This is a genomic window from Pseudomonas kitaguniensis, from assembly GCF_049199985.1.
In the GTDB taxonomy this organism is placed as follows: domain Bacteria; phylum Pseudomonadota; class Gammaproteobacteria; order Pseudomonadales; family Pseudomonadaceae; genus Aquipseudomonas; species Aquipseudomonas kitaguniensis.
Genome location: NZ_JBLZPT010000007.1, coordinates 1 through 17,198, shown reverse-complemented (window position 1 = coordinate 17,198; position 17,198 = coordinate 1). Strand labels below are relative to the sequence as shown.

13 protein-coding genes are annotated in these 17,198 nt (G+C 60.2%); 6 read left to right on the top strand and 7 right to left on the bottom strand.

Going from position 1 to position 17,198, the window contains the following annotated elements; all coding sequences use genetic code 11:
- Positions 1-35 precede the first annotated feature (35 nt).
- The gene (locus tag ACOZK9_RS11515; RefSeq protein ID WP_058415765.1) at positions 36-1,316 is read left to right on the top strand and encodes an autotransporter outer membrane beta-barrel domain-containing protein; all 1,281 of its coding nucleotides are present in this window, start codon (positions 36-38) and stop codon (positions 1,314-1,316) included.
- 126 nt (positions 1,317-1,442) lie between these two features.
- On the opposite strand, the gene oadA is transcribed toward ACOZK9_RS11515, so the two are convergent.
- Positions 1,443-3,251, bottom strand: a complete 1,809-nt coding sequence (gene oadA, locus ACOZK9_RS11510) for a sodium-extruding oxaloacetate decarboxylase subunit alpha (RefSeq protein WP_152748658.1) — start codon at positions 3,249-3,251, stop codon at positions 1,443-1,445.
- A gap of 102 nt (positions 3,252-3,353) precedes the next feature.
- The gene (locus ACOZK9_RS11505; protein WP_421555871.1) at positions 3,354-4,769 is read right to left on the bottom strand and encodes an acetyl-CoA carboxylase biotin carboxylase subunit; all 1,416 of its coding nucleotides are present in this window, start codon (positions 4,767-4,769) and stop codon (positions 3,354-3,356) included.
- A gap of 195 nt (positions 4,770-4,964) precedes the next feature.
- On the opposite strand from ACOZK9_RS11505, the gene ACOZK9_RS11500 reads away from it, so the two are divergent.
- The gene (locus ACOZK9_RS11500) at positions 4,965-5,939 is read left to right on the top strand and encodes a LysR family transcriptional regulator (protein ID WP_058415768.1); all 975 of its coding nucleotides are present in this window, start codon (positions 4,965-4,967) and stop codon (positions 5,937-5,939) included.
- On the opposite strand, the gene ACOZK9_RS11495 is transcribed toward ACOZK9_RS11500, so the two are convergent.
- The 3 genes from ACOZK9_RS11495 to ACOZK9_RS11485 all read right to left on the bottom strand — a co-directional run bounded on the left by ACOZK9_RS11495 (position 5,869) and on the right by ACOZK9_RS11485 (position 10,180).
- A complete protein-coding gene (locus ACOZK9_RS11495) occupies positions 5,869-6,063 on the bottom strand; it encodes a PA3496 family putative envelope integrity protein (RefSeq protein WP_082649111.1) in 195 nt (64 codons plus the stop codon). The genes ACOZK9_RS11500 and ACOZK9_RS11495 overlap by 71 nt on opposite strands.
- A gap of 214 nt (positions 6,064-6,277) precedes the next feature.
- Positions 6,278-7,144, bottom strand: coding sequence for a transcriptional regulator HexR (hexR, locus tag ACOZK9_RS11490; protein ID WP_010168370.1), 867 nt, complete (start codon positions 7,142-7,144; stop codon positions 6,278-6,280).
- 162 nt (positions 7,145-7,306) lie between these two features.
- Positions 7,307-10,180: a GGDEF and EAL domain-containing protein gene (locus tag ACOZK9_RS11485; RefSeq protein WP_152748659.1), complete on the bottom strand. Its 2,874-nt coding sequence runs from the start codon at positions 10,178-10,180 to the stop codon at positions 7,307-7,309.
- A gap of 279 nt (positions 10,181-10,459) precedes the next feature.
- Between ACOZK9_RS11485 and uvrD the strand changes: the two genes are divergently transcribed.
- The 3 genes from uvrD to ACOZK9_RS11470 all read left to right on the top strand — a co-directional run bounded on the left by uvrD (position 10,460) and on the right by ACOZK9_RS11470 (position 14,266).
- A complete protein-coding gene (gene uvrD / locus ACOZK9_RS11480; protein WP_058415770.1) occupies positions 10,460-12,643 on the top strand; it encodes a DNA helicase II in 2,184 nt (727 codons plus the stop codon).
- Between the two features lie 211 nt (positions 12,644-12,854).
- Complete coding sequence (locus tag ACOZK9_RS11475) at positions 12,855-13,724, top strand: Tim44 domain-containing protein (protein WP_058415771.1); 870 nt, start codon at positions 12,855-12,857, stop codon at positions 13,722-13,724.
- 134 nt (positions 13,725-13,858) lie between these two features.
- On the top strand, positions 13,859-14,266 hold the full coding sequence (locus ACOZK9_RS11470; protein ID WP_017739032.1) for an SMI1/KNR4 family protein: 408 nt from the start codon (positions 13,859-13,861) through the stop codon (positions 14,264-14,266).
- Between the two features lie 58 nt (positions 14,267-14,324).
- Here ACOZK9_RS11470 and ACOZK9_RS11465 read toward each other — a convergent pair whose 3' ends face one another.
- Entirely contained in the window at positions 14,325-16,088 is a 1,764-nt protein-coding gene (locus ACOZK9_RS11465; RefSeq protein ID WP_058415772.1) for a cation:proton antiporter, read from the bottom strand.
- Positions 16,089-16,380: 292 nt separating this feature from the next.
- Between ACOZK9_RS11465 and ACOZK9_RS11460 the strand changes: the two genes are divergently transcribed.
- On the top strand, positions 16,381-16,866 hold the full coding sequence (locus ACOZK9_RS11460; RefSeq protein WP_122249665.1) for an acyl-CoA thioesterase: 486 nt from the start codon (positions 16,381-16,383) through the stop codon (positions 16,864-16,866).
- 30 nt (positions 16,867-16,896) lie between these two features.
- On the opposite strand, the gene ACOZK9_RS11455 is transcribed toward ACOZK9_RS11460, so the two are convergent.
- Positions 16,897-17,198: transposase (locus tag ACOZK9_RS11455; RefSeq protein WP_421555624.1), on the bottom strand; the 302-nt coding region annotated here is incomplete at its 5' end.

Sequence of the window (17,198 nt, the reverse complement as noted above, 5' to 3'; positions counted from 1 at the left end):
AATTCCCGGCCTCAATTATCAGAGGTTGGGATTACATGCCCTTTACGGCCAAAAAACTCGCGCTCACCATTACCCTCATCGTTGGCGCTGCCAACGTTCAACTGGCACAGGCGCAAGGAGGCTCGCCCTTTCAGTTTGAACTGAACCTGCTCGACGACTATTGGAATCACACCGCGCCGGAGCCTGCCTCGAGTATTGAGGGCTACCTCACTCAGCGGGCCACTACCCATAACGGCTTGCAAGTCGCCAAGGTTCTGGAACCGGCAGTGATTCGCCTGCTTGAGTCCGGCGAGTTGGATTCGGAAGAAGAGGAAGCCCTGGAGACATTCGCTGAAACGCTGGCCGGGCAACCCGGCGGTATCGGCGCCGCCCTCGAACAACTAGCTGGCAGCCAACATGCCAACCTGGCTGCCGTGACCCAGACCACCACCCAGCAACTCGGCACTCAACTGCTCTCGACCCTGCGCACATTGCCCACCGACGACGCTGGCCGCTTCTGGGTGCAAGGCCTGGGCAACAAAGGCAGCCTGGACAAACAACGCGGCAGCACCGGCCTGAAATATGGCACCCAAGGCCTGCTGCTGGGTGCCGACTGGTCGCTGGACCACGACTGGCGTCTGGGCGTGATGGGCGCAAAATCCAGCAGCCAGCTGGATGCTCAACGCTTCGCCGCCGCGTTGGACAGCTGGCACTTGGGCGGCTATGCCGTGCGCCAAGACGGCCCATTGGCCGTGCGCCTGGGCGCGATTTATAGCCGCCATGCCGGGCAGAACAAACGCAGCATCAACCTGCTCGACCACAACCAGCAGCTCAAGAGCAGTTACGCCGCCCAAAGCCAAACCCTGTTTTCTGAACTGGGCTATCAACTGGGCAACGAGGATGTGCACGTAGAGCCCTTCGCCGGCCTCGGCTATCAGCGCTATCACCGCGACAGTTTCAAGGAAACCGGCGGCCTGGCCGCGCTGAATGTCGGCTCACAAACCCAACAAAACCTGAACAGCACCCTTGGCTTGCGGCTGGCCACGGTGTATCGGTTCGACGACCAGATGAGCCTCACACCTCACGTGAGCACGAGCTGGAAACACCTTTACGGCGAAGTTGGCAGCCAGGTGCGTCAATCGTTTCGCTATGCGCCGGGCCTCATCGACGGCTTCACCACACAGGGCACCTCGCTGGACCGCAACAGCCTGGACGTTCAAGCCGGCCTGGACCTCGCAGTGTCGGCGCAACACACGGTCGGCCTGACCTACAGTGCACAAGCCGGCAGCCAGAACCAAAGCCAGGGCCTGATGGGGCAGTGGCGGATGAGCTTTTAACTGAACGGCTGAGGGAAAGGTTCGCACTGCCCAAGGTGTAAAAGCCGCCGCTGTCGCCTGAATTGCAGGCAAAAAAAGGGGGGCACCTGCCCCCCCGAGGATTAAGCGGTAGTTTCGAAGGCTGAATCAGCCTTCGATTTCAATCAGGATTTCGCCAGGGTTCACCCGATCGCCCTTGGCCACATGCACCACGGCAATCTTGCCGGCAATGGCTGCCTGCACTTCGGTTTCCATCTTCATCGCTTCGGTGATCAGCACCGCCTGGCCGGCCTTGACCACGTCGCCTGGCTTGACCAGCACATCGACGATATTGCCCGGCATCGCCGTGCTGACATGCCCAGGCTCGGTGGCGTGCTTGCGTTTGCTGCCACCGCTGCTGACAAACTGGTTAAGCGGTTCGAACACCACTTCTTCCGGCATGCCATCGATGGACAGGTAAAAGTGACGCTTGCCTTCAGCCTTCACGCCCACACCGGTGATGTCGACGCGGTAGCTTTCACCGTGCACGTCGATGACGAATTCGGTGGGCACACCTTCGCCACCGGCACTCGCCACGCCACCCGCCTCAGGGATCGGCAACAGCACTTCAGGCGTCAGGGTGCCTGCATCGCGTTCTTCCAGGAACTTGCGGCCGATGTCCGGGAACATCGCGTAGGTCAGCACGTCTTCTTCGGACTTGGCCAACGCGCCGATTTCGCCGCGCAGCTTGGTCATTTCCGGCTTGAGCAAGTCGGCTGGGCGTACGTCGATCACCTCTTCGCTGCCGATGGCCTGGCGTCGCAGCTTCTCGTTCACGGTGCCCGGTGCCTTGCCGTAGCCGCCTTGCAGGTAAAGCTTCACTTCGTTGGTGATGGTCTTGTAGCGCTCGCCGGCCAGCACGTTGAAAAACGCCTGAGTGCCGACAATTTGCGACGTCGGCGTGACCAGCGGCGGGAAGCCGAGGTCTTCACGCACCCGCGGAATTTCCGCCAGCACTTCGCTCATGCGGTTCAGTGCGCCCTGCTCTTTAAGCTGGTTGGCCAGGTTGGAAATCATCCCGCCCGGCACTTGGTTAACTTGCACACGGGTGTCGACGGCGGTGAATTCGCTTTCAAACTGGTGGTACTTCTTGCGCACGGCGTAGAAGTACAGGCCGATCTCTTGCAACAGTTGCAGGTCGAGGCCGGTGTCGAACTCGCTGCCTTTGAGCGCCGCAACCATCGATTCGGTGCCAGGGTGGCTGGTGCCCCAGGCGAAGCTGGAGATGGCCGTGTCGATGTGGTCGGCGCCGTTTTCGATGGCCTTGAGTTGGCACATCGCAGCCAAGCCGGCGGTGTCGTGCGAATGAATGAAAATCGGCAGGCTCTGCTCGGCCTTGAGTGCCTTGACCAGTTCGCCGGTCGCGTACGGCGTCAACAGACCGGCCATGTCCTTGATGGCGACCGAGTCGCAACCCATGGCTTCCAACTGCTTGGCCTGGGCCACGAACGCCTCGACGGTGTGCACCGGGCTGGTCGTATAAGCGATCGTGCCCTGAGCATGTTTGCCCGCCGCTTTGACCGCTTCGATGGCCACGCGCAGGTTACGCACATCGTTCATCGCATCGAAGATGCGGAACACGTCGATACCGTTTACGGCGGCCTTGGCGACGAAGGCTTTGACCACGTCGTCGCTGTAGTGGCGGTAGCCCAGCAGGTTCTGCCCGCGCAGCAGCATTTGCAGGCGCGTGTTAGGCAGCGCGGCGCGCAGTTGGCGCAAACGCTCCCACGGGTCTTCCTTGAGGAAGCGCACGCAGGCGTCGAAGGTCGCGCCGCCCCAGACTTCCAGCGACCAGTAGCCAACCTTGTCGAGCTTGTCGCAGATCGGCAGCATGTCGTCGGTGCGCATGCGCGTGGCCAGCAACGATTGGTGAGCGTCGCGCAGGATCGTGTCAGTTACGTAGATCTTCTTAGTCATATTCGGATCTCCTCATAGCGGCAAGTTTCAAGCTACAAGCTGCAAGTAAAAGCTGATCCGCTTTAACTTGTTGCTTGCCGCTTGCAACTTGCAGCTGCATATTTATATGCCCGCGTGTGCGGCGATGGCGGCGGCGATGGCCAGGGCCAGCTCTTCGGGTTTGCGCTTGATCGAGTAGTTGGTCAGCTCAGGGTGGCTTTCCACAAAGCTGGTATTGAACTGGCCGCTGCGGAATTCCGGGTTGCGCAGGATTTCCTGGTAATAGGCGGCGGTGGTCTTCACGCCTTGCAAACGCATGTCGTCCAAGGCACGCAGGCCACGGTCCATGGCTTCTTCCCAGGTCAACGCCCACACCACCAGTTTCAGGCACATCGAGTCGTAGTACGGCGGGATGGTGTAGCCGGTGTAGATCGCCGTGTCGGTGCGCACGCCGGGGCCGCCGGGCGCGTAGTAACGGGTGATTTTGCCGAAGCTCGGCAGGAAGTTGTTCTTCGGGTCTTCCGCGTTGATACGGAACTGCAACGCGAAACCACGGTGCTGGATGTCTTCCTGTTTCACCGACAGCGGCAGGCCCGAGGCGATGCGGATCTGCTCGCGGACAATATCGATACCGGTGATTTCTTCGGTGATGGTGTGCTCCACCTGCACCCGCGTGTTCATCTCCATGAAGTACACCTCGCCCTCGGCGAGCAGGAACTCCACGGTGCCAGCATTCTCGTAGCCCACGGCCTTGGCCGCACGCACCGACAGGTCGCCGATATAGGCACGCTGTTCCGGGGTCAGCTGCGGGCTGGGGGCGATTTCAATGAGCTTTTGGTTACGCCGTTGAATCGAGCAGTCGCGCTCGAACAAGTGCACCACGTTGCCAAAGCTGTCACCGAGTATCTGCGCCTCAATGTGCTTGGGGTTAACGATGCATTTTTCGAGGAACACTTCCGCCGAACCAAACGCTTTGGTGGCTTCGGAGATAACCCGCGGGAAGGCTTGTTCAAGCTCTTCACGGCTGTTGCAACGGCGGATACCGCGGCCGCCACCACCGGAAGTGGCCTTGAGCATCACCGGGTAACCAATTCGCTCGCCTTCGGTGAGGGCTTCGGCGATGTCGGCGACGTTGCCTTCGGTGCCCGGCGTTACCGGCACGCCGGCCTTGATCATGCTGCGGCGCGCTTCGGTTTTATCGCCCATGCGGCGAATCACTTCGGCTGACGGGCCGATGAACTTGATCCCGCGTTCGGCGCAAATATCCGCCAGTTCGGCGTTTTCCGAGAGAAAACCGTAGCCCGGGTGCAGCGCATCACAACCCGTCTCTACCGCCAGGTTCACCAGCTTGCGTGGGTTCAGGTAACCGGCCAGGGGCTCGGCGCCAATGCTGTGGGCTTCATCGGCACGTTTAACGTGCAACGCGTGGCGGTCGGCGTCCGAGTAAACCGCGACCGAGCGAATGCCCATCTCGGCGCAGGCACGCACGATTCGTACGGCAATTTCACCCCGGTTGGCGATCAGGATCTTTTTTATCACTTGGAATTTCCCTTGAGCCGATTGCTGCGTTCTTCGACCCGTTGCAACCGGGTCGGCGCGTGACCAAATGTTTCATGACAGTCGCAAGACACACATTATGCGCACTTGAGAATTAACAAAAATCAATAATAATTGGGTCATGCATAAGTAAAGACTTATAGTTGGCCGGACAGCCTGGGGCGAGAGCTAAAAAATATGCGTAAATCATTGATGCGACTGACATTACGTCAATTGCAGATATTCCATGAAGTGTGTGATTTACGCTCGTACAGCCGCGCAGCCGAGGAAATGTCCCTCACCCAACCCGCCGTTAGCCTACAAATTCGTCAGTTGGAAGAGCTGATCGGCCAGCCGCTGTTCGATTACGTCGGCAAAAAGCTCTACATGACCGAGGCCGCCGAAGCGCTGCAACGCGCCAGCCGCGATATTTTCGGGCGCCTGGAAAACCTCGATATGCAGCTGTCGGACATGCAAGGCTCGTTGCAGGGCCAGTTGAAACTGGCGGTGGAATCCAGCGCCAAGTACTTCGTGCCGCACCTGTTCGCCGCGTTCAAGCGCCAGCACCCCGAGGTGCAATTGCACCTCACGGTGGTTAATCGCGCGCAAGTGATTCGCAGGCTTTCGGACAACCGCGATGACTTGGTGATCATGTCCATGGTGCCTCAGGACATGGGGCTGGAATTCCTGCCGTTTCTTAACAACCCGATTGTCGCCGTGGCGCCACTCGACCATCCGCTGAGCCTGCAAGGGCCGCTGCGTTTGCAGGACCTGGAACCTTACACGCTGCTGATACGCGAACCGGGGTCCGGCACGCGGCTGGCCTGTGAGGAGTACTTCAAGGAGAAACGCGTGCACTTCACCCAGACGGTTGAAGTGGCCTCGGCCGAGGCACAGCGTGAATGTGTGAATGCGGGGTTGGGCGTGGCCTTGCTGACGCGCCACGCCGTCAACCTGGAGCTGGCCACCGGCGGGCTCAAGGAGTTGCCGGTGGAAGAACTGCCGCTATACCGCAGCTGGTGCCTGGTGCAGGCCAAGGCCAAACGCCTGTCACCGGTGGCCCATGCCTTCCTGGGCTTTATCCGCAGCGAGCGGGTGCAGATCAGCGCGCTGGCTGAGCGCTTCGCTGGGCAGCCACGGGTGCCTGCCAGTGGAGTTCCGGGTAGTCGGTGATGCTCTGGAGCAATTGGCGCTGGTCGCAGCGGTCTTCGATTGCACGACGGAACGCCATGCGGCGCTGGTCTTCCTGCTGACGACGGGTTTTGACGGTGCTGCTGTCTTCGTATTGACGGGCCATTTTGAGTCTCCCAATGCGAGTACGGGGAGTACAGAATGGGCGCGCTGGATGACGGTTTGGCGGCGCGCGGGTTACAGGACGATGAATCTTCTGGATAGGCAGAAAATCCAACTGTGGGAGGCGGCTTGCTCCCGAGGGCGGTGCTTCAGTCAAATCATTTAGTGACGGGCACACTGCTGTCGGGAGCAAGCCCCCTCCCACCATTGATCCTGAATCAGTCGTCGAGGGCTTTGACCGACTTGGGCGACAAGCGCAGGCTGCGCAAGCTGCGTTTCACACTCTTGAGGTGGTTGACCAGGCTCGGCCCACGCGCCATCGCCACGCCCATCGCCAGCACGTCGATCACCACCAGATGGGCGATACGTGAGGTCAGCGGCGTGTAGATTTCGGTGTCTTCGTGCACATCAATCGCCAGGTTGACCGTGGACAATTCCGCCAACGGCGTCTGGCTCGGGCACAGGGTAATCAACGTCGCGCCACTTTCACGCACCAGGTTGGCGGTGATCAGCAGGTCTTTGGAGCGGCCCGACTGGGAAATACAGATGGCCACGTCGGTCGGCTTCAAGGTAACGGCCGACATCGCCTGCATGTGCGGGTCACTGTAGGCCGCTGCCGTGAGCAGCAGCCGGAAGAATTTGTGTTGGGCATCGGCGGCGACGGCACCGGAAGCACCGAAGCCATAAAACTCGACGCGTTGGGCTTGGGACATGGCCGTCACGGCCTTTTGCAGCTCGACCGGGTCGAGTTTCTCGCGCACTTCCATGAGGGTGTGCAAAGTGGTGTCGAAGATTTTCAGGCTGTAATCAGCGACGGAGTCGTCTTCATGGATCGCAAACTGCCCGAAGCTCGCCCCCGCGGCCAGGCTTTGCGCCAGCTTGAGTTTCAAATCCTGGAACCCGGAGCAACCGATGGCGCGGCAGAAGCGCACGATGGTCGGCTCACTGATGCCCACGCTGTGGGCCAGGTCAGCCATGGAACTGTGCATCACGGCCGCAGGGTCAAGCAGCACGTGGTCGGCAACCTTGAGTTCCGATTTACGTAACAGGTGGCGTGACTGGGCGATATGTTGCAACAGGTTCAAAGGGCAGGACTCTTGTTATTGGCAGGCGCCAGGGATGTAGCAAGCTTGTAGTTATACTACAAGAATTAGCCTTTTGCCCGCCCGATGCATCACTAAATCGCCCTGCTGCCCTCTGATTCAAAGGGCGAAGGCTTTGTAGCCACCTGCGCTGCCCCGGCGTATCTAAGGAAAATCTGCATTTTTGCGTAACAACTCTGCCAGCGCATCGGCCTCCACCGGCCGACTGATCAGGTAGCCCTGCACTTCGTCGCAGTGCTCGCCCCGCAGAAAATCCAACTGCTGCTGATCTTCCACGCCCTCAGCCACCACTTTGAGCGCCAGCCCATGGGCCATGGCGATGATCGCGCGGGTGATGGCCGCGTCCTCGCGACCCTGGCCCAGGCCGCGAATAAACGTCTGGTCGATCTTCACGTAGTCCACCGGGATGCGCTTGAGGTAGCTGAGCGACGAATAGCCGGTACCAAAATCGTCAATCGCCAGTTTCACGCCCAAATCGCGCAATTGCTGGAAGGTCGCGATGATGTGCTCAACGCTGTCGAGCAGTTGGCTTTCCGTCAGCTCAAGCTCCAGGTATTGCGGGGCCAGGCCGGTTTCTTCGAGCACTTGGCGCACCAGGCTGACCAGCTTGCCCTGGCGCAACTGATGCACCGACAGGTTCACCGACACCCGAATCGGCGCCAGCCCCTGGCGCTGCCACTCGCACGCCTGCCAGCAGGCCTGGCGCAGCACAAGTTCGCCCAGCGGGACGATCAGGCCGGTTTCTTCGGCCAGGCCGATAAAGTCCCCCGGTGGCACCACGCCCCACTGTGGATGCTCCCAGCGGACCAATGCCTCGGCGGCGTTCAGCTTGCCGGTGGCCAGGCACAGTTTCGGCTGGTAGAACACTGTTAGCTGGCGCTCTTCGATGGCCTTGCGCAGGTGGTTTTCCAGCTGCAAACGCTCCAGCGTGCTGGCTTGCAGGCTGTCGGTGTAGAACTGGAAGTTATTCCCGCCCAGGTGCTTGGCGTGTTGCATGGCCATGTTCGACTGGCTGACCAGCGCAGAAATTTCCCGCGCGTTATCCGGCAACAGGCTGACGCCCATGGAGGCGCTGACCACTAATTCATGCCCTTCCACGGTCACCGGCACCCGCAGCTTGGCCAGCAGCCGTGTGGCCACGCGCGCCAGGCTCGACAAGTTGCCGTAGGCGTCGAACAGCACGGCAAACTCGTCGCCGGACAGCCGCGCAATGGTGTCGGCCTCGGGCAAGGCGTTGATCAAACGGCGCGCCATTTTCTGCAACAGTTGGTCGGCGACTTCATGGCCCAAGCTGTCGTTAAGCAGCTTGAAGCGGTCGAGGTTGATATGCAGCAGCGCCAGGCTGCGCCCGCCCTGGCGCACGCGTTGATGGGCTTCGCGCAGGCGTTCGCGAAACAACGAGCGGTTGGCCAGGCCGGTCAGTTCGTCATAGTGGGTGAGGTAGCGCATGCGTTCTTCAGATTCGCGCCGCGCCGACAGATCGGCGAAGAAGCCCACGATATGGCTGACATTTCCGCGCACATCGCGCACTACATTCAGCTGCAGCCATTGCGGGTACAACTCGCCGTTTTTGCGCGTTTCTACCAGCTCGCCCTGCCAGGTGCCATGGCTAAGCAACGCTTGGCGAATCACCGGGAAATGGCGGCGAGCATCACGGCTGCTGGGCAATTCCACGACATTGCGCCCAAGCATGTCGTCGATGTTAAAACCGGTAACGCGGCTGAAGGCTTGGTTGACGGCGATCAGCGCGTAGTTCGGGTCGAGAATCACGATGCCTTCGCTGGCGGCCTCGAACACCGTCGAGGCCAGGCGCTGCTGTTCCTCCAGGGCCTTGCCGGCGCTGATGTCACGGCGCGTACCGAGCATGCGCGTCACGCGGCCGCCGGGTTCACGTTCCACAGCGCGGCCACGGTCTTCGACCCATACCCAATGGCCGTCGCCGTGGCGCACGCGGTACTCCACCAGATAGTCCTCGCTGTGGCCTTTTAAATGCGCCACCAGCGCGCGCTTGAGCAGCGGCACGTCGTCGGGGTGCAAGCGCGGCTTAAGGTCGCTGAGCATCCCCGTGACGTATTCGGGTTCCAGGCCGAACAGTTCTTTAATTTGGGTGTGGTGCACCGCGTCGGTTTGCAGGTTCCAGTCCCACAGCCCCAACTCGCTGGCCTGCAAGGCCATGGCCAGGCGCGCCTCGCTTTCGCTCAAGGCGAGGCTGGCGGCGTTCAGCTCTTGGCTGCGTTGCGCCACGCGGTCTTGCAGGCCGATTTGCGCCTCGCGCAGTTCCTGTTCGACTTGGCGACGCTGCTCGACCTCACGCACCAGCTCCTGATTCAACTGCTCGCTGCGCTGGTGCGCCTGCTGTAAATGCTCGATCAATGCCTGGTTCTGAAAACGTCGCAACAAGCCGCGCTGGATCAGCCGGTTGACCTGCCACGCCACCAAGCTCAGGGACCCCAGCAAAATCAAGCCGAGCACGCCCCAGCCTTGCTGCTGCGGGGCGCCATTCCAAAACAGGTAAACGATGGCCGGCACCAGGCACGGCAGGGCAAATGACAGGAATGCGGGCAGGCTCACGGCGTAGGCCACGCTGGCCGAGAGCGTTGCCGCGCCGATCAGCCCGAACACCCAAGCCTGTTGTGTAAAACTGTCCACCGGTACAAGCGCAATGGCCGCCGTGGCCAGGGTCAAGCCGCTGACCGCCGAGCCGAGCATGAACATCCGCCGCCAGATAGGTTGAGCTTGTCGGCTGGGCATCGCCGAATCAAACGCCGCCACCTGAATCACGCGCATGGCGACCAAAGCGAGCAGCCAGACCAACCAGATGCTGTCCAACAGGATCTGTCGGGGGCTCCAGAGCATCCAGGCGCATACCAGGCCGTTCACCAACATTAGTAAGGTCGGCAGCAATGAACCCTGATACAGCAGGCGCGTGCGTTCGACCGCCATTTCGGTTGCGAAGTGTTTACGGATAACCTGCGCCGGTGCCAGCGTGGGGCCGAACAGGTCAGGACTGAGGGTCATAGGCAGTGTTCTTATAATGGTGAGCCCGAAACGTCGACGGAGCATACACAAGCAAGCGCTTGGGCCAAACTGCTCCACGTCATAAAAACTGCCTGACAAACCACCGCAAACCTCCGGGCCAGAGGCCTTGAGCAAGCCCCTGCGCGGCCTGCGGGGCATGACCGACCGGTCATCACCCGCACTATAATGTTTCACCGGCCCGGTGCGCTGCTGCTGTTTTGCATCGACCACCCAGCATTGGGATTTGCCCCACTCCGCCGAGGGCCATAGAATGCGCTGATGCGCGATGACCTCTCCCTTTTGCTGAACTCTCTCAACGATGCCCAACGCCAGGCCGTCGCGGCCCCCGTTGGCCGTCAGTTGGTCCTGGCCGGTGCTGGCTCCGGTAAAACCCGAGTGTTGGTGCACCGTATCGCCTGGTTGATCCAGGTCGAAAACGCGTCCCCACATTCCATCCTGTCGGTGACCTTCACCAACAAGGCTGCTGCCGAGATGCGCCACCGCATCGAGCAGTTGATGGGCATCAGCCCGGCCGGCATGTGGGTCGGCACTTTCCACGGCCTGGCGCACCGCCTGTTGCGGGCACATTGGCAGGAAGCGGGCTTGAGCCAGACCTTCCAGATTCTCGACAGCGACGACCAGCAACGTTTGGTCAAGCGCGTGATGCGCGAACTGGGCCTCGACGAACAGCGCTGGCCCGTCCGCCAGGCGCAGTGGTTTATCAACGGTCAGAAAGACGAAGGCCTGCGCCCGCAGCATATTCAGGCCAGCGGCGATTTGTTCCTGGCCACCATGCGCAGTATTTATGAAGCGTACGAAGCTGCCTGCGCGCGCGCTGGCGTTATCGACTTCTCCGAGCTGCTGCTGCGCGCCCTCGACCTGTGGCGCGACAACCCTGGCTTGTTGGCCCATTACCAAAAGCGCTTCCGGCATGTGCTGGTGGACGAGTTCCAGGACACCAACGCCGTGCAGTACGCATGGCTGCGCTTGCTCGCCAAAGGTGGCGACAGCCTGATGGTGGTGGGCGATGACGACCAGTCGATCTACGGCTGGCGTGGCGCAAAAATCGAGAACATCTACCAGTATTCCGAAGACTTCCCGGACGCGGTGACCATCCGCCTGGAGCAAAACTATCGCTCCACCGCCGGTATCCTCAAGGCCGCCAACGCCTTGATCGCCAACAACACCGGGCGCCTCGGCAAAGAGCTGTGGACCGACGGCGGCGAAGGCGAAGCGATCAACCTGTACGCCGCTTTCAACGAACACGATGAAGCGCGCTACGTGGTGGAAACCATCGAGAGCGCGCTGAAAACCGGCCTCGCGCGTAGCGATATCGCGATTTTGTACCGTTCCAACGCCCAATCGCGGGTGCTGGAAGAAGCCTTGCTGCGTGAACGCATCCCGTACCGCATCTATGGCGGCCAGCGCTTCTTCGAGCGTGCCGAAATCAAAAACGCCATGGCTTACCTGCGCTTGCTGGAAGGCCGTGGCAACGATGCGGCGCTGGAACGGGTGATCAATATACCGACGCGTGGCATCGGCGAAAAAACCGTTGAGGCTATTCGCGACCACGCCCGCCACGCCGATGTGTCGATGTGGGAAGCGATGCGCTTGCTGATCGCCAATAAAGGCCTGACCGGTCGCGCCGCCGGTGCGCTGGGTGTGTTTGTCGAGCTGATCGAGAATTTGGCGGCCAAGTGCATGGAAATGCCCCTGCACCTGATGACCCAAACCGTGATCGAGCAGTCGGGGCTGATTGCCTATCACGAAGCGGAAAAGGGCGAGAAAGGCCAGGCACGGGTAGAAAACCTTGAGGAACTGGTCAGCGCCGCCCGCGCGTTCGAAAACACCGAGGACGATGAAGAGCTGACCCCGCTCGCCGCCTTCCTTGGCCATGCATCGCTGGAAGCCGGTGATACGCAAGCCGATGAGCATGAAGACAGCATCCAGCTGATGACCTTGCACAGTGCCAAGGGCCTGGAGTTTCCGTACGTGTTCCTGGTGGGCATGGAAGAAGGCCTGTTCCCGCACAAGATGAGCCTGGAAGAACCCGGCCGCCTTGAAGAAGAACGTCGCCTGGCCTACGTGGGCATCACCCGGGCCATGCAGAACCTGGTGATGACCTACGCCGAAACCCGACGCCTGTACGGCACTGAGACCTACAACAAGGTGTCGCGCTTCGTACGTGAAGTGCCGAAGGGGCTGATTCAGGAAGTGCGCCTGTCGAATAGCGTGAGCCGCCCGTTCGGCGGCGGCCAGCAGCAAAACTCCAGCAGCATGTTTGCCGGTTCCGAAATTCCGGAAACACCGTTCAGCCTTGGCCAACTGGTCAAACATTCGATCTTCGGCGAGGGCGTGATCCTCAACTTCGAAGGCGCCGGTGCCCAAGCGCGGGTGCAGGTGAATTTCGCCGAAGGCAGCAAGTGGCTGATGATGGGCTACGCGAAACTCGAAGCAGTCTGACCCCTTCCAACGGATCGTTCCTGCGCGGCGCGTGGGAATGATCCGCGGCCGCGGCCTTGTATTTCAGCAGTACGGGCCAATATCTGTAATTAGTCCTACGGATCATTCGGAATAGGTCCTACGCAAAAATCCGAAACACTCTGCCGCTAGCCAGTGTCTCTGCACCTGTGCAACATGGCGCGCGTGCAATCCACAAATGGGAATTCCCTTTATGAAACGTTTTCTTAGCATCGCCATGGCGTTGTGCATCGGCCTGACGATGAGCATCGACGCCAACGCCAAACGCTTCGGCGGCGGTAAAAGCATGGGCTCGGCACCGACCCATCAGACCAGCCAAATGGCGCCATCCGCCGGTGGCGCGGGCGGTGCAGCGGCGACTGCAGGCGCAGCCGGTGCTGCTGGCGCCGCAGCCAAGGCTGGCGGTGCTTCACGCTGGTTAGGCCCGTTGGCCGGTATCGCCGCCGGTGGCCTGCTCGCTTCCATGTTTATGGGCGGCGGCTTCCAAGGCATGCAGATCTTCGACATCCTGATTCTGGCCGTCATCGGCTTTGTGATCTTCCGCTTTATCGCCGCCCGTCGACGCAAGCAGCAGGAGCACATGGCTCCAGCCGGCGCGCCGATGCAGCGTGAAGTGTTCGAGCAAAAGCCAGCCACAGGTTCGATCTTCGGTGGTTCGGCAGCACCTGCCGCGCGCCCGGTCATCAACGCACCGGCCTGGTTCAACGAAGAGCGTTTCATTGAAGCGGCCCGCAGCCACTTCCAGGCCCTGCAGCAACACTGGGACGCCAACGAGATGGACAAGATCTCCGAGTTCGTGACCCCACAACTGCTGGAGTTCCTCAAACGCGAACGTGCCGACCTGGGCGACGGTTTCCAGTCGACCTACATCGACGACCTGCGCGTGCAGTTGGAAGGTGTGGACGATCGCGCCGACAAGACCATCGCCACCCTGACGTTCAGCGGTGTGTCGAAGACTTCGCGCTTCGACCAGGGCGAAGTGTTCAGCGAAAGCTGGAACATGGAACGCGCCCAAGGCGACAACCAGCCGTGGCTGGTTGCCGGTATCCGCCAAAACGGCTGATAGCTGCGCGTTTGAGCACCTGCTAATAAAACCCTGGGCATAGCCCGGGGTTTTCTATTTCACGGTTGCACTTATAGCAAGCTACTGTATAAAGCGCCCCTATCACCGCGCCATTTAGCAAGAGGATCCCGGCCGTGGAAGAAATTATCGAACAATTGCGTGAAGCCAACGAACCGGTCCCGGTTCCTCTGGAACTGCCTGACGAAGACCAACTGGTGGAAATCGAAGAACAACTGTTCATCGACATCCCCTTTGTCTTCCGCGAATTCCTGCTCACCGTCAGCGACGTGGTGTACGGCAGCCTGGAGCCGGTGACCGTCACCGACCCGCAGTCCCACACCTACCTGCCGGACGTTGCCGCCAACGCCTGGGATGCCGGTGTTGACCGCAGCATGATCCCGATCTGCCAAGACGGCGATGACTACTACTGCGTCGAGGAGGACGGCACTGTGGTGTTGTGGTCCGGCGAAGAAGAACTTGTCACCGAAGAAACCTGGGAATCGGTATGGCACTGGGCGCGGGACGTCTGGCTGGAAAGCTGATAGCCCAGGCACATCTGTTTGGGTGACTGGGCTTGTGCTGACAACAAGCCCAGCGGCCTTAATGCTCCGGCGTGTCTTTGTGGTTATCCAGCGTCTCCAGCAAGGCGACCTGCATCCGCGTGTGCACGCGGATGAACCACCGCCAGAGCACAGCCGCCACCGCCGCCGTGACCACCGCGATCAGCACCAGCAACTTGTTGGTCGGCAAAATACTCGCGGACAAGGCTGCCAATAGCAGGAAAATCACCAACAGCGAAAGGATGGGGATCAGTTCCGCGATGACCCGTCGCACCCGCTGGGTATGCCGCCCGGCCATCTCCGGCTTCACGCTCATCTCCGCCAGCAACATCGACAGCGCCTTGAGCTTGCGGTACGCCGCAATCAGAAACGGCAACGACAACAGCAACGCCGCGCCCCAGATCAACGCTTTTTGCCAGCTTGGATCACTGATCCAACCCTGCAAATACCCGCCGATGCGCGCCGCGAAAAAGCTGCCGGTGAAGAAAATCGCCACCACCAACGCCAGATTTACCCCGACTTGCAGGATGATCTTGCGAATCAGCGACGCCAGCATCACGCCCTCGCCTTGCGGCTGAATGTTGCGTAGCCATTCGCCGTACATGCCAAACACGCGACTCATGCGCTTGGGCATCACTGCCGCAATCTTTAACGACAGCGGGTCAGCCGCGCGGATCAGGTAGGGCGTGAGCAATGTGGTGATCACCGAGACCGCCACTGCCACCGGGTACAAGAAGTCGCTGGTCACCTGCAGGGTCACGCCCAACGCGGCGATGATGAAGGAAAACTCGCCAATCTGTGACAGCCCCATGCCCACACGCAGCGAGGTACGGCCATCATTGCCGGCGATAAACGCGCCAAGGCCGCAGGACAGCATCTTGCCCAGCACCACGGCGACGGTGATCACCGCGATCGGCCAGGCGTATTGCAGCAGGATTTGCGGGTCTATCATCAGGCCGATAGCGACAAAAAATATCGCACTGAACATGTCGCGAACGGGCTCGATCAGACGCTCGATCTTCACCAGCTGGCGAGATTCGGCCATGATCGCGCCGATCAGGAACGCCCCCAGCACCATGCTGTATTCCAGCTTCACCACCAACAGGCAAAAGCCGAAACACAGGCCCAATACGGTGATCAGCAGCATCTCGTTGCTTTCGAACTTGGCCACGTACGCCAGCAGGCGCGGCACCAGCAAAATACCGATGACCAGCGCGACGATCATGAACAGTGAAAGTTTGCCGACGGTGGAGAACACCTCGCCGGAGCTGACCGTACCGCTGACCGCAATGCTCGACAACAAGGCGATGATGCCGATACCGAGGATGTCTTCAACAATCAGCACGCCGAAAATCAACTGGGCGAAACGCTGGTTTTTCATCTTCAGGTCGTTCAGCGCTTTTACGATGATGGTGGTCGAGGAGATCGCCAAAATCGCGCCGAGGAACAGCGAGTCCATGGTGTTCCAGTCGAACCAGCGGCCGATTTCGTAGCCGATCCAGATCATCAGGATAATTTCCAGGAACGCCGCGATGAACGCGGTGGCACCAACCTTGAACAGCTTGCGCAGGCTGAACTCCAGGCCGAGGCAGAACATCAGGAAGATCACCCCCAGCTCGGCGAGGGTCTTGATCGTGTCTTCGTCGTGAATCAGGCCAAACGGCGGCGTGTGAGGGCCGATGATGAACCCGGCGACGATATACCCCAGCACCACCGGCTGTTTGAGGCGGTGAAACAGGATGGTGACAACCCCTGCCACCAGCATGATCACGGCCAAGTCCTGGATAAAGCTGATGGCGTGCATGGCGACAGACTCCTTGAGGGTACCGGCGCTTTTCCCACTTCCGCCGCAGCGCCGAAAGGGCGCAAGAAGCGGAAGGAAAAGTCTGCCTTGATCGTAAGAAACGCCCTGAGTTGGGCTTTTGAAGGTTAACACCGCGACTTCCGGCAGAAAGCCGGTGCAATATATGGAAACAGATCGGTGCACGCGTGACGGCAAGCCGCCCACCGGCGTCCCGTTAGGGATAGCGCTGTAAAGATTCCAGCACCCGCAGAGGTGCCCTCCCCAAACGATGCCTACAACCCGTGAGTGTGCTATGGAACCCGGAAACGCCCAGCTGTCGATGACGGTATTGATGACCCCTGACATGGCCAACTTCTCAGGCAATGTTCACGGCGGCACCTTGCTCAAATACCTCGACGAAGTCGCCTACGCCTGCGCAAGCCGTTATGCCGGTCGTTATGTAGTCACATTGTCGGTAGACCAGGTGATTTTTCGCGAGCCGATCCATGTCGGTGAGTTGGTGACCTTCCTCGCCTCGGTCAACTACACCGGCAACACCTCGATGGAAGTGGGCATCAAGGTGGTGACCGAAAACATCCGCGAGCGCTCGGTTCGCCACACCAACAGCTGCTTTTTCACCATGGTGGCCGTAGACGATCAGCGCAAACCCGCCGCCGTACCGCCGCTGCAGCCCCACAACAGCGAAGACAAGCGCCGGTTCGTGCAAGCCCAGCAGCGTCGGCAGATTCGCCAAGAGTTGGAGAAGCGCTACCAGGAAATCAAAGACGAGGCGCCGTAAAGTCCAGGCTGAAAAGGCGTGTGGGAGATTCTATGGTTTTGGGGAAGCCTCCAAAACCGCTTTTGACTGGTATTCACTCAAGTTTTTCATAAGAGAAAACGCGATGCGAGCCAGCTTGCGGGCGATGATAACCAGGGCCTGAGTCGTTTTCAGGCCTCTGGCCAAGTAGCCTTCATACAGGTATTTCCAGGCTTTTGATTTGATACCTGCTGACGCCGCGTTATGCAGCAACCGTCGTATCTCAGAGTCTCCTTGCTTACTCAGTGAGCGGCGTCCGCTCATTTGCCCTGATTCAGACACCCTCAAATCCATTCCCAAGAACGCGATATACG